Origin of the sequence: Cohnella herbarum (assembly GCF_012849095.1) — a bacterium.
GTDB classification, from domain to species: domain Bacteria; phylum Bacillota; class Bacilli; order Paenibacillales; family Paenibacillaceae; genus Cohnella; species Cohnella herbarum.
Map to the genome: position 1 here is coordinate 5050288 of NZ_CP051680.1, position 12461 is coordinate 5062748.

13 protein-coding genes are annotated in these 12461 nt (G+C 51.4%); 8 read left to right on the top strand and 5 right to left on the bottom strand.

Going from position 1 to position 12461, the window contains the following annotated elements; all coding sequences use genetic code 11:
* Positions 1-285 precede the first annotated feature (285 nt).
* From HH215_RS21635 to HH215_RS21645, 3 genes are all read left to right on the top strand, one after another.
* Positions 286-1266 carry an iron-hydroxamate ABC transporter substrate-binding protein gene (locus HH215_RS21635; protein WP_169281788.1) on the top strand — a complete coding sequence of 327 codons (981 nt, stop codon included), beginning with the start codon at positions 286-288 and terminating at the stop codon, positions 1264-1266.
* A 71-nt stretch (positions 1267-1337) separates the two neighbouring features.
* Positions 1338-2342, top strand: a complete 1005-nt coding sequence (locus HH215_RS21640; protein WP_169281789.1) for a FecCD family ABC transporter permease — start codon at positions 1338-1340, stop codon at positions 2340-2342.
* A complete protein-coding gene (locus HH215_RS21645; protein WP_169281790.1) occupies positions 2339-3346 on the top strand; it encodes a FecCD family ABC transporter permease in 1008 nt (335 codons plus the stop codon). The genes HH215_RS21640 and HH215_RS21645 overlap by 4 nt, the downstream gene beginning before the upstream one ends.
* 23 nt (positions 3347-3369) lie before the next feature.
* On the opposite strand, the gene HH215_RS21650 is transcribed toward HH215_RS21645, so the two are convergent.
* Positions 3370-4098 carry an alpha/beta fold hydrolase gene (locus HH215_RS21650; RefSeq protein ID WP_254450176.1) on the bottom strand — a complete coding sequence of 243 codons (729 nt, stop codon included), beginning with the start codon at positions 4096-4098 and terminating at the stop codon, positions 3370-3372.
* Positions 4099-4215: 117 nt separating this feature from the next.
* Between HH215_RS21650 and HH215_RS21655 the strand changes: the two genes are divergently transcribed.
* Positions 4216-5157, top strand: coding sequence for a helix-turn-helix transcriptional regulator (locus HH215_RS21655; protein ID WP_169281791.1), 942 nt, complete (start codon positions 4216-4218; stop codon positions 5155-5157).
* A 10-nt stretch (positions 5158-5167) separates the two neighbouring features.
* Here the strand turns inward: HH215_RS21655 and HH215_RS21660 are convergent, their stop codons facing one another.
* Entirely contained in the window at positions 5168-6256 is a 1089-nt protein-coding gene (locus tag HH215_RS21660) for a VanZ family protein (RefSeq protein WP_169281792.1), read from the bottom strand.
* A gap of 165 nt (positions 6257-6421) precedes the next feature.
* Between HH215_RS21660 and HH215_RS21665 the strand changes: the two genes are divergently transcribed.
* The 3 genes from HH215_RS21665 to HH215_RS21675 all read left to right on the top strand — a co-directional run bounded on the left by HH215_RS21665 (position 6422) and on the right by HH215_RS21675 (position 9218).
* Positions 6422-7705, top strand: coding sequence for an MFS transporter (locus HH215_RS21665; protein WP_254450177.1), 1284 nt, complete (start codon positions 6422-6424; stop codon positions 7703-7705).
* A 138-nt stretch (positions 7706-7843) separates the two neighbouring features.
* Positions 7844-8425, top strand: a complete 582-nt coding sequence (locus HH215_RS21670) for a Crp/Fnr family transcriptional regulator (protein WP_169281793.1) — start codon at positions 7844-7846, stop codon at positions 8423-8425.
* 58 nt (positions 8426-8483) lie between these two features.
* The gene (locus tag HH215_RS21675; protein WP_169281794.1) at positions 8484-9218 is read left to right on the top strand and encodes an SDR family oxidoreductase; all 735 of its coding nucleotides are present in this window, start codon (positions 8484-8486) and stop codon (positions 9216-9218) included.
* A gap of 30 nt (positions 9219-9248) precedes the next feature.
* Here the strand turns inward: HH215_RS21675 and HH215_RS21680 are convergent, their stop codons facing one another.
* The 3 genes from HH215_RS21680 to HH215_RS21690 all read right to left on the bottom strand — a co-directional run bounded on the left by HH215_RS21680 (position 9249) and on the right by HH215_RS21690 (position 11381).
* A complete protein-coding gene (locus tag HH215_RS21680; RefSeq protein WP_169281795.1) occupies positions 9249-10022 on the bottom strand; it encodes a hypothetical protein in 774 nt (257 codons plus the stop codon).
* A 150-nt stretch (positions 10023-10172) separates the two neighbouring features.
* Positions 10173-11072 (bottom strand): RpnC/YadD family protein, encoded by a 900-nt coding sequence (locus tag HH215_RS21685; RefSeq protein WP_169281796.1) that lies wholly within the window; start codon positions 11070-11072, stop codon positions 10173-10175.
* 150 nt (positions 11073-11222) lie between these two features.
* Entirely contained in the window at positions 11223-11381 is a 159-nt protein-coding gene (locus tag HH215_RS21690) for a hypothetical protein (protein ID WP_169281797.1), read from the bottom strand.
* A gap of 222 nt (positions 11382-11603) precedes the next feature.
* Here HH215_RS21690 and HH215_RS21695 point away from each other — a divergent pair, with 222 nt between their 5' ends.
* Entirely contained in the window at positions 11604-12407 is an 804-nt protein-coding gene (locus HH215_RS21695; RefSeq protein WP_169281798.1) for an AAC(3) family N-acetyltransferase, read from the top strand.
* Positions 12408-12461: the final 54 nt, after the last annotated feature.

Consider the following 12461-nt stretch of genomic DNA (forward strand, 5'->3'; position numbering starts at 1 on the left):
AACCCTCATTTCGATAAATAGCCGGAGCTTGCATTCTTGTTCCTATTTTCCCAGAAACGACTTGGATTAACAAGGCGGGATCGGCGCTCGCAATCCGAAGAGTTCGATTTTCGCTGTTTCGTTCAACAATTACCATTGACAGCCAGTCGCAACGGCCTTAAAATGTGCAATGTAGTGATCATGATAATCATTCTCAATAAAGATAATACCGAGTGAAGGTTTTAAGCTACTTAGCTACATAATCAAATAGAAGAGCACTTAGATGCAAAAGGAGCAGACCATTCTATGAAAAAAATCGTCATCCCGTTCGTTCTGATCTTCGTACTTATTTTGAGCGCCTGCGGCAGTAACAAAGCCAATAACGAAAGCAGCCCAGCCCCATCTGAGCAACCAAGCGCAAGCGCCTCCTCCCCGGCACCAAGCGAATCCGCCTCCCCGCCCGCTCATACGGCAACGGGAACGATCGTCTACGAATCCGAGAGCGGCCCAGTAGAAGTCCCCGCCAATCCTCAACGAGTAATCGTGCTTTCCTCTTACGCCGGGAACGTTATGGCGCTTAACGTACCGTTGGTTGGCGTAGACGATTGGTCCAAGATGAATCCTAAATTCGAAGAAAAGCTGAAAGACGTTCAAGCCGTGACGGACGAAAACTTGGAGAAAGTCATCGAGTTGGAGCCTGATCTGATCATCGGTCTATCCACGATTAAGAACGTCGATAAATTAAAGCAAATCGCGCCGACGGTCACCTTCACTTACGGTAAGGTCGACTACCTGACTCAACACTTGGAAATCGGCAAACTGTTGAACAAGGAACAAGAAGCCCAAGCATGGGTCGACGACTTCAAAGCTCGGGCTCAGAAGGCAGGCGAAGACATTAAAGCGAAGATTGGCCCGGATAAAACGATCTCCGTCATCGAGAGCTTTGACAAACAGCTTTACGTCTTCGGCGACAATTGGGGCCGCGGTACGGAAATCCTCTACCAGGAAATGAAGCTCGCCATGCCCGAGAAGGTCAAAGAGATGGCGCTGAAAGACGGCTACTACGCCTTGTCGGCCGAAGTTCTTCCCGAATTTTCCGGCGACTACGTCATCTTCAGCAAAAACCCGGATGCGGACAACACGTTCCAAAATACGGAAACGTACAAAAACATTCCCGCGGTTAAAGCAAACCATGTGTACGAGGTTAACGCGAAGGAATTTTACTTTAACGATCCGTTGACGCTAGACTACCAGTTAGAGTTCTTTATCCAGAATTTGCTTGGCTAAGCGGTTCCGAAGGAGGAGTTCTTGATTAAAGAATTCCTCCCTTATTCTTATGAAGAAGAGATGAGAGAACAATGACGAATAGAAGATCCATCCCTTTTACATATAAACTCATCGGCGCCGTCGTTGCGTTTATTGGCATGTTTATCGTTTCCATGATATTCGGCGCGGCGGATACGACGTTCAAAGACTTTTGGCTTGCGCTGACCACTAACGACAACGGCGAGAAAGTATTGATTCTCCGGGAGCTTCGGCTGCCTCGAGAGATCGCCGGAATGTTGGTCGGAGCGGCTTTTGCCGTGTCCGGGGCGATTATGCAAGGCGTAACCCGCAACCCGTTGGCCGATCCCGGCCTGTTAGGACTGACTTCCGGCGCCAATATGGCGCTCGCGCTCGCGTTGGTGCTTATGCCCGGGCTCGATTACTTCGGCATTATGATCGCTTGCTTCTTCGGAGCCGCATTGGGCGCTGCCCTTGTTCTCGTGCTAGGCGCCGTGCGCAAAGGGAGCCTTTCCCCGATTCGAATCGTTCTGGCCGGAGCTGCCGTATCCGCATTCTTGTACGCGATATCCGAAGGCGTCAGCATTGTCTTCAAGATCTCGAAGGACGTCTCCATGTGGACGGCCGGAGGACTCATCGGTACGACTTGGGGCCACCTTCAAGCGATCGGTCCGGTGATCGTCATCGGAGTGCTGATCGCCGTCTTCCTGGCGAACCAGGTTACGATTCTAAGCCTAAGCGACGAAGTCGCGGCGGGATTGGGACAGCGGCTCGTACTGGTCAAAAGCATCATGTTCGTCTTAGTCATTCTCCTAACGGGCGCATCGGTTGCGCTGGTCGGCAATATGGCTTTTGTCGGACTCATGATTCCGCATATCGTCAGATCGATCGTAGGGACCGATTATCGCTACGTTATCCCATTCTCCGCTATTACGGGGGGAACGTTCATGCTGCTGGCAGATACGTTAGGGCGCACCATTAATTCGCCGTACGAGACGCCCGTCGCGGCGATCGTCGCGATTATCGGCTTGCCCTTCTTCTTATTCGTCATCCATAGAGGAGGCAAAGCTCTCTCATGATCTTGTCCAACATCGTCCGTAAACAAAGAGCAATCGTCCTCGCCTGCCTAGGACTTATCGTAGCGACGGCCGTCATCGGAATGGGTCTTGGCTATTCCTCCCTCTCCTACGACAGGCTGATCCCCGTCCTATTCGGACACGGGACGTTTAAAGAAGACTTCGTTTTGTTTTCCGTCCGTCTTCCACGGATCCTGATCACGGTGTTGTCCGGCATGGCTCTTGCCTTATCCGGCTCGATCCTGCAAAGCATCACGCGCAACGATCTTGCGGATCCGGGGATTATCGGCATCAACTCGGGCGCGGGCGTCGCTATCGCCGTCTTCTTCCTGTACTTCCCGATCGATGCGGGTTCGTTCGCTTACATGATTCCGTTAGTTGCTTTCGTAGGGGCTCTAGCTACGGCATTCTTGATCTACTTATTCTCATATAATCGAATCAACGGTTTGAATCCGATTCGGCTCGTGTTGACCGGAGTCGGCTTCTCGATGGCGCTGTCCGGCATTATGATCGTGGTTATCTCGTCCGCGGAGCGGGAAAAGGTCGATTTCATCGCCAAGTGGATCGCCGGTAATATCTGGGGCACCGATTGGCCGTTCGTGTGGGCTCTTCTGCCTTGGCTCATTCTTCTGATTCCTTTTGCGTTATATAAGTCGAGAAGCCTGAACCTGCTCGCTCTAGGCGAAGCCTCCGCCGTCGGAGTCGGCGTGAAAGTGGAACGTGAACGCGCCATCCTGCTTCTGGCGGCTGTCGCGGCGGCTGCTTCCGCGGTTTCCGTAACGGGAGGAATCGCATTCATCGGACTGATGGCTCCGCATATCGCGAAAGCGTTGGTAGGACCGCGTAATCAGCTATTCATTCCGGTCGCCGTGTTACTGGGAGGATGGTTATTGCTGGTCGCGGATACGATCGGTCGCAACGTCGCGGATCCCACCGGCATTCCCGCCGGAATTATGGTTTCGTTAATCGGGGTTCCGTATTTCGCGTATTTGCTACTGAGAAAATAGCCGGTTCGGAAGCCCCGCGGCATCTATTTCAATTCCGAGAGAAACTCGAGCAGCATCCGACGCAATCCAACCGGGTCGCCGAGCATCGGCAGATGTCCGGCGTTCAAGTTCGCGACTCGATTCGGGGCCAAGCGAAGGATCATCTTATCCTGAAGCGCCGGACTGAACGCTTTGTCCTTGTCCAGCTTCACGTACAGCTTCGGTACGTTCGGCAAAGAAGACTCTACCGGATCCGTGTATACGCGAACCGATTCCGGTACGAATCGCCGCACGATCCGCGCGGAATCTTCCTCCGTAAGATCGTTGCACAATCCCGCGCGGATCGACTTCTCCGGCGGCTTCGTGCCCATTTTCTTCAGAATTAGGGACATCATCCACCTCTTGGGGAGCGGCAACGTCGAGAGAAAAGATCCCCCTGCCTTAGGAATGGCCGCCCCGACGGCGATGAACCCCGCCAATCGATCGGAGAATTCGGAAGCCGCTTGCATAGCGACAACGCCTCCTAACGAGTGGGCCACGATAACGAATCTCTCGACCTCCCACTCGTTTACCTGCTTTCTCACGTGCGTGGAATAATCCTCCAGCGTTAACTCCCGCCTTGTTTCGTACGGCTCCGACCTCATCGGAAAATCCGCCAGCAAATAGGGACATTCGAGCTCCTTCGCCGTCCTCTCCCACACTTGGCGCTCTAATCCCGCTCCGTATATAAATAAAAATCCGATTTCTTTCGATGCCCGCTTCATTATTGTCATGATCATCAGCCTCCGATTTTGCGTTTCTCCTGCAAAATAAGAGTAACATTCAAATAGGACAAATTTTGTCTTATTATCGTGATACACTAGAAAAAAAGCCAAAGGAGCGCGCAACGAATGCAGAAGTCCCAAAGGCTCATTCAGATGATGATGCTTATTAACGCCAAGAAGGCATTCACCGTTCAAGAGCTCGCGGATGAATTCGGTTTGTCGACCCGCACGGTGACCCGCGACTTGCAGGAGCTAAGCGAGCTCGGCGTGCCCGTCTATTCCGTTCAGGGCAGGGGAGGCGGCTATCGTCTGCTTCAGGAACGATTGCTCCCTCCGATCGCGTTTACGGAAAGCGAAGCCGTCGCCTTGTTCATCGCCGGCCAGTCGCTACAGTACCTAGGATCGGTCCCCTTCGAAGAAGGTACCGTCTCCGCGCTTCATAAGTTCTATCATTATTTGCCGGCCGATACGAAGAAGCAGATCGATCGGTTAAAAGACAGAGTAGCCGTCTGGAGCCCGCACCGGAAGATGTCGCCGGATTGTCTTAAAGTGCTGATGCAAGCCGTTATGACTCGCAGCGCGGTTACGATCGAATACGATTCCCGCCGCGGAACGGAACCGAGGGACATCCAGCCGGTCGGCCTCTATTCCAGCAACGGGTATTGGTATTGCCCCGCTTATTGTTTGCAACGGGAGGAATACCGCCTCTTCCGCGCGGATCGAATCCGCTCCGCCGGCTTGAACCCGTCCATTCCTTTCCGGGACGAAGTCGACCGGAGAACGTTGCGGAACCCGCCGGACAACACCGGGGCCGAGACCCTCTCCTTCACGATCGAATTAACGCCGAACGGCGTACGATCGCTTCGATCCGATCAATGGTTCGGAAAGTCGATTAATCGGCGCGAAGACGGTAGCGGGACGGCCACGATTCGCATTGCGGCCGAGAATCTCGCCTTCTACGCGGATCTCGCATGGGGATTAGGAGCCGATGCCCGAATTACCGAGCCGACGGAGGCTATCGAGTATACTAAGCGCAAGATCGATGCCATGAAGTCGCTTTACGTTTGAGCCGTCCGATTTATTTTAGCGTAATCCGATGCTCGGTACCGCTCTTTGCCTCGTAAATCAGCTTGCGGTTCCGGTTGAACAAGCAACGAAATACGTGGATGGCCACCGCAAGGTCCAACACGAACAAAATCAATGTAAACAGCATCATGAAAAGCCCGGGATAAGAATTCGTGCCGGCCAGCACGTAAGCGACATGGACTCCTCCGGCTACAAGATAGAGAAGCCCGTAACGAATCACGAGCTCGCTTAGACGGATTCGCTCCCCCGTCCCCTTAAGACGAATCCGCACCAGCCATTTTCCGAAGGTAAAACCGTTCGTCAGATAAGGAATCAGTATGAAGTACACCGCAATACTCCAGAGATATGGATACGGACAACGCAGGATGGACAGCACGACGATAACAGGCAATAAAATCACCCAATCGAATAAGAAAGCTAGCGCCCTTCGGGTATAAGAGACGCGTTTCTTCGATAGATCCACGCTCTCGTCCAGGTTGTCGATTCTAGGCAGCAAGGAAGAAAGCCACTCCGCCAAGATATAGCCAAGCATCCCTCCCGCCGTGTTCGTCATCAAGTCGTCTACGTCGAAGAGCCTGTACGGATAATCGAAAATGCCATAGATCGCGGTGACTTGGGTGATCTCGAAGAACAGCGAAAGCCCGAGGGAGTAGATCAAGCATTTGAACCAGCGGGCACGGAAGTAATAGCGCAAGAACATGCCGAACGGAACCATGAGGATTACGTTAAAGACGACTTGAAGAAATGCTTGCTCGCTTAACAGGCGGGAGTAGGTGGAAGGGTGCTCTAAGCTGACCCCCGACTCCTTGGCGATGTCCAGCACGAAATGGAACGGAATCCACTGCGTGTAGACTCCCGTCGCGGGAGGCGCGTTGTGAATCGTATCGGGCAAAGGCAGAATGATCAAAAACAAGGCATTCATTAAATACAGAAGAAACAGATAGAGGAACAACCCGCGAATTTTGTTCACGTACCCGTAACGGCGGTATTGCACGATTAAGAACGGCAGCGTGAATAGCGCTGCGGTAATCGGAAACGTATAGAAGGCATAAGAAATCGGAAACAAGTAGAACTCAAGCATAGGTATGGGCACCTGCCATTGGTCAAGTGGGATTTTCTTCTTTATTAACCAATCCCTTAAGGTTAGAATTTAGCTTATTCCATACGATTTCGATTGTAAAGGCACTCGAAGGGAGCGGCTAGCATTCTTAAAGATAAAGGTTATGCATGGAGAATACTCGGCTACTTGTGGATTTTGGGATTCGTCGCGGCCATCGGCCGTTTCGTCATATCGTTCTACCAGCAAGAAATAACGGAAGCGTTAACGGTCAATCGCACGTTCATTAGCATGACTTGGTCTTTCAATATTGCCATAGCGGCGATTTGTTCTCCGATAGGCGGTTGGTTGACGGACAAGTACGGGCCTAAGAAAGTAATGGTCATGAATGCCGTCTTCGGCGTGTTGTCCATGCTTACGGTCATTACGGTCGATAATGCGTTCGGGTTCTTCATCGGCCTCGGCTTGTTGTCCGGGTTATCCGGTATCGGCGCAACGACGGGATACGTCCTCGTAACCCGCTGGTTTTCCCGCCATCGCGCGAAAGCGCTCATGATCCTCACAAGCGCAAGTTCCCTCGGGCTAGCCATCTTGACGCCGGTCTTCGTTAGCAACCGAGATTGGCTCGATTGGATGACCGCGTTCACGGTCACCTTCTGGATCGGAATCGTGTCGATTCCGCTTACGATTCTCATCATTAAAGATCGGCATGAGGAGACGAATGCGGATAGTGTGGGGAGTACTGGGAACTCGAGGAACTCGGAGGGCGCGGATTGGGCGGACGACTCGGATAGGATGGACAGCACTAACAGCTCGGAAAGCACGGATAGGGCGGAAATCGCAACGGTAACCGAGCGTCCCTCCTCGAAATGGAACCTATCTATTTATAAAGAAATGATCGGAAATCGAACGGTTTTATTCGTTATTTTCGCCTTGTTTACTTGCGGCTTTAGCATGGGCACCGTAGAGATGCATCTCATGGCTATTCATCAGCATGCTCACGTCGAACCTGTCATGTTCGCTTCCTCCCTAAGCTTACTTGGCTTATTGGAACTAACCGGGGGATTGCTGTTCGCGTTCATGCTGGATCGCATATCGAGAACGTTGGCCTTGTCCTTCCTCTACTTGTTCCGAGTTATCGCGTTTACTGCCTTGTTCCTCCATTTCGACTTGTCTCCGATTTTATTCTCCGTCATCTTCGGAGCCAGTTATTTGGGAGCCGTTCCCGGAGGCATGCTCGTCGCGGGAGAGAAACTCGGGGAGCGTTCCATAGGCCTGCAAGTCGGAACATTGCTCATATTCCACCAAGCGGGTGCCGTGCTCGGATCCTTGTCCGGCGGGTTTTTCTTCGACCTGACGAACAGTTACCAATGGCTTATCGGACTCAATCTGTTATTCAGCGCCGTATCCGCCATCGGATATTATATGATCCATTCCTCGGCGCGTCGTAGAGTAGCATCGCTCCCTATTTAAGGAATTGAGGCTTCCGGTGCATGCACTTAGACAGATTTTCCGCCTATCTACCACCCAATCGAGCTCTGGCACATAAGAAGTTAGGCAATCTCCACCCTCTGCATTTTACGTTACTCGGCCTTTAAGGAGGAACTCCAAATGGAACAGGCCTGGGCATCCGTCTACGCTGCTCTGCGGCAGCTTTCACCCATCCCGCTCGAAGAATGGAACGCGTTCAAAGCTTCAGCCGCCTATAGATCCATTGCGAAGCATGCCCACTTCGTCAGGGAAGGGGAGCCAACGGACTCCATCGCGGTCTGCGTCAGCGGATTGTTTCGCTTGTACTATACGACCCCCGATGGGAGCGAGTATAACAAAAGCTTCTGCGCCGGGAGCGATTTTCTCGCATCCTATAGCGCCTTGCTATTGAATACCCCTTCCTTCTTCTCCGTCCAAGCTTTAATGGATAGCGAGCTTGTCGTCATCCGGTTCGCGGACTTCCAAGCTTTGTACGCGCGGAACGTATGCTGGGAGCGATTGGGGCGAATTCTGATCGAACGCTTATTCGTGAAGAAGGAGACTCGGGAACGCGAGCTGCTCATGCTGTCCGCTGAAAAAAGATACCTGTTGTTTATCGAGAAGTACGGGCATCACGCGAAAAATATTCCTCAATATCATATTGCCTCCTACCTGGGAATTACGCCTGTCGCTTTAAGCCGAATCCGCGGAAAATTAACCTAGGTTAATGATCGGCTCCCCCTACCTGATCTATATTGAACTTTAGGAAGGGGATGTTCAGATGAAACTTTCAGGTCAAACCGTACTCATCACGGGCGGAGCTTCGGGAATTGGATTAGCTTTAACGGAACGATTCGTTCAGAACGGCAATCGGGTCATTGTCATCGGTAGAAATGCAGATAAATTGGAACGGTTGAAGATCGAATATCCCAGCCTTACGGTCTATCGTTGCGATCTGGCGGTAAGAGATCAATTCGAAGATCTGATTCAAAGGATATGCGACGAACACCCCGATCTTAACGTCATCATTAACAACGCGGGGATTCAGCACAACTACTCCTTTATCGATCCTCCTAGTTCTTCCAATCGCATAGCGGAGGAAATTACCGTGAATTTAACTTCGCCGATCGAGCTCCTCTCGCGATTGATCCCTCTGCTCATGTCCCATAAAGAAGCCGCTATCGTAAACGTATCTTCCGGCTTGGGTCTCGTACCGAAAAAATCGGCTCCCGTCTATTGCGCGACGAAAGCCGGTCTGCATATTTTCACGAAAGCGCTGCGGTATCAGTTGGAAAATACGAACATCAAGGTGTTCGAGATCATCCCTCCAATCGTCGATACGGATATGACGAGAGGCAGAGGTCAGAACAAGATTTCACCCGATCAGTTAGTCGTTCAGTTCCTCGCTCATTATCGACGCAATCGATTGGTCGTTCCCATCGGCAAAGTTAAGCTGCTCCTCCTCATCCAACGATGGTGGCCGACGCTTGCGGATAAAATTTTGAAAAACAGCTGACTCGACCCGAGCCGATGTCGCCCGGTTCAACTACCCGCATCGGGCGGCCAACCGGCGAATTTCGCCGCATAACCTAGAATTGACCGGATACACTTCTTCCAAGTAGTTCAGAAGACAGATGGCCGATTCCGGAACGCGGTCGTAGCCTTGGATCATGCTTCCGATGATTTGCGCAAAGCGTGGAAATCTAATCTCCATCCGTCGCTCGTTGCCGAACGGATCGGGGAAATAATCCACCTCCGACTCCAGAAGATGTAATACGGACAGTATGCTGTCCACTGCATAACCTTGTACAAAGCGCACCGCGGACAACTTCTCCCCGCGAAGATAACGGCCAAGCCCTACGTATAGGTTGGTTAGCGCTTCATTCAGGGGATGGTCTAATGCCGCTTTTCTCAAAACAGGCGTTTGCCCGTCCGGATTCACGCGTTCCATACTCCGATACGAGGAATTGCTCCAGACGACTCTTCCCCCAGCGTAGGCAATGTTCGCCATTTCATCCTCCTCGAATACGGCAAATTCGCCGTAAACGGCGTCTTCGAATAATATTTTGTGCCCGACGTCCGCGTTTCTGAATTGATAAGCCAGCGGGTAAACCTCCTCTAGCCAATCGAGCCGTTCGATGAATCTACTCTTGAACCCCTTGCCTACGATAACGTAGAAATCCAAATCGGAATACTCGTCCAACCGCTCCGTCTCGACTCCAACCGAACCTAATCCTAACAATAAGAGCGCTCCGTCTTTCGTTTCCAGAGACTTACCAATTTCGTCGAGCCGTTGGAGCAGATGAGCTCTCGGGTCCATATAAATCCTCCTCTTGTTCCGGGAATGCAAAAAAGGGTTCCACCACGCGTCTCTGCGAGGTTGAACCCTAAGGTTACATTGCCTTTATATTATTCATAATCCGAAAATATCATCGCTTTGGCTTGCCGTCAACCCCCTTGGATCAGGGCATTAGTGAGAGCTTTGCAGCTTCTCGATCTCCGGCTCGGGCAACCCGGTCACTTTGGTGATCAGCTCGAGGGGCAAGCCTTCTTGCAGCATTCTGAATACGACATTCTCGAGTTGCTTCTTCTTCCCCTCGATCTCGCCTTGAATCTTGCCTTCGATCTTGCCTTCGATCAGACCCTTCTGAAAGCCTTTCTTCTCGTGCGAAGTTAGCCATTCCATAAGAGTTCCCTCCTCCTGCGGATACTGTTTAATAAACTCGGAATACGCCAAGTTCTCCTCGGATGCGCTTAATTGCATGTAAGATTCGAAAAACACCGTCAATAATCTCATTCTAGCAGGGTCAAATTTCAAATCAAGCATAATCCGTAAAAAACTGCCGTAAAGCTCGGTCCGATCTCTTTTATCGTATCCCATACTGCTTAACAATGCAGCGGCAACAGGATTGTTCGTTTGTACGTATTTTCGCCAATCCTGATGTTTCAACTGCAATGAAAAATATCGAAACTTCAATACATCGAGAAACGAAAACTCCCAAGAGAACGTATCCGGTTCCCGCTTCTTACGTTCGTGGCTGAAGATGGCGATCGGCACGATTCTCCTACGGTACTTCTCATACAATCGACTGGCATAAATAAACATTCGTTCGGCAAATTCCCGCTCATAGTATGATTGCGGCTCAAAGTGGATCAGGATTAACGCATCCTCCCCCTTAAGCTTAGTTTCTACGAGCAGATCGACTCGCCCTCTTTGGCCGCCCGTTAAATCCGTGAAGATCTCCTCCGATAAAAATTTGACATGGGTAAAGTCGATCGCCACTGCAGCTTCCGGAAAGAACAGCTCTACGAATTCTTGAAAAAAAGTTTGCAGCAGCACCTTATACAGCCGATCATGATCGATGTCCATAGCTCGCCTCCCCTCTCCTCCACCGCGCCACAAAACAAAACGCCGCCCGTTAGCTCCTTATTAGGAGTACGAGCGGCGTGTGCTTCACGTCCGGCGGATATGAGTTAACCTCAGTATACCATTCGAGGGTTACCTTGGGTATGCAATTTTTTAATGCGCTGCCGCGTAAGCTTCCATCTCCGCCTTCGAGTCATGCTTCTCATTACTCATCAGGCAAGCGGCGACTATGGCAAGAACCGCGGGGATAAGGCCCCACACGAACGTATCCGAGATGGAGGAAGATATCCCAGTGATTTCTGAGTCCATCATAAGCAAAGAACACTGATAACTCTGTGTCAGTGTTCTTTGACCGAAGGATAGAAAATCATATTTTTGCGACTTCATCGACGCCCGGCTATGGTATATTATTGGATGTATCGTCATCCATCAATTCAAGGGCAATGAATTTCTGGCCAAGTCAGAGACAACCCCGCTACTCGTAGCGAGGTTGTCTTTTTGTTGCGCCGGTATACAAAATCGGAGGAGAAGATCATGAAGAACGCGAACGAAACAAGAGTCATTCTAACGAAGGAAAATCTCATTCGGCAATTCAGCGATTGCGGGGTGAGCGCCGGGCAAACCCTTATCGTCCATACCTCGCTGAAAAGTCTAGGCTTCATCGTAGGAGGGGCAGAGACGTTAATCCGCGCGCTTCTTGAAATCGTGGGAGAAGAAGGCACGATCATGATGCCCTCGCAAACTTGGAAAAATCTCGACCCCGCAACGGGAGTCCATTGGGAACAACCGGTGGAGTGGTGGCCAATCATCCGCGAAAACTGGCCTGCATACGACAAGCACGTCACGCCTGCGATCGGAATGGGAGTCGTCGCCGAGATGTTCAGAAAGTGGCCGGGGTCTCATCGCTCGGATCACCCTGCCCGGTCGGTTGCCGCAGTTGGCAAGAACGCCGATTATATCACCCGAGACCATGATTTAAGCCATATTTTCGGCGTAGGCTCCCCCGTGGATAAGCTCTACGAGCTAGACGGATACGTATTGTTGATTGGCGTCGGACATGACAAGAACACATCGTTGCATCTGGCCGAAACCAGAGCAAACTTCGCTTCCAAAAGCTTCGCGGAGGAAAGCAGCGCGATATGGCGCGACGGCAAACGAGAATGGGTGACTTACTCCACCCAAGCCGTAGACGACTCGGATTTCATCCGACTAGGAGCAGAATACGAACAGATCCATTCCATTCTTCCTCATCGGATCGGAAACGCGGAAGTCAGATTGCTAAGGCAACGACCTCTAATCGACTGGAGCGTGAAATGGATGGAGATAAACCGGGTGTAGAACAGCGGGGGAAGAGGGGAGGGGGTCGAAAGTACCTGATTTTCTAATAATTCT

Coding starts and splice junctions, on each gene's coding strand:
- HH215_RS21635 (WP_169281788.1), top strand. CDS start 286: ATGAAAAAAATCGTCATCCCGTTCGTTCTGATCTTCGTACTTATTTTG.
- HH215_RS21640 (WP_169281789.1), top strand. CDS start 1,338: ATGACGAATAGAAGATCCATCCCTTTTACATATAAACTCATCGGCGCC.
- HH215_RS21645 (WP_169281790.1), top strand. CDS start 2,339: ATGATCTTGTCCAACATCGTCCGTAAACAAAGAGCAATCGTCCTCGCC.
- HH215_RS21650 (WP_254450176.1), bottom strand. CDS start 4,098: ATGACAATAATGAAGCGGGCATCGAAAGAAATCGGATTTTTATTTATA.
- HH215_RS21655 (WP_169281791.1), top strand. CDS start 4,216: ATGCAGAAGTCCCAAAGGCTCATTCAGATGATGATGCTTATTAACGCC.
- HH215_RS21660 (WP_169281792.1), bottom strand. CDS start 6,256: ATGCTTGAGTTCTACTTGTTTCCGATTTCTTATGCCTTCTATACGTTT.
- HH215_RS21670 (WP_169281793.1), top strand. CDS start 7,844: ATGGAACAGGCCTGGGCATCCGTCTACGCTGCTCTGCGGCAGCTTTCA.
- HH215_RS21675 (WP_169281794.1), top strand. CDS start 8,484: ATGAAACTTTCAGGTCAAACCGTACTCATCACGGGCGGAGCTTCGGGA.
- HH215_RS21680 (WP_169281795.1), bottom strand. CDS start 10,022: ATGGACCCGAGAGCTCATCTGCTCCAACGGCTCGACGAAATTGGTAAG.
- HH215_RS21685 (WP_169281796.1), bottom strand. CDS start 11,072: ATGGACATCGATCATGATCGGCTGTATAAGGTGCTGCTGCAAACTTTT.
- HH215_RS21690 (WP_169281797.1), bottom strand. CDS start 11,381: ATGATGGACTCAGAAATCACTGGGATATCTTCCTCCATCTCGGATACG.
- HH215_RS21695 (WP_169281798.1), top strand. CDS start 11,604: ATGAAGAACGCGAACGAAACAAGAGTCATTCTAACGAAGGAAAATCTC.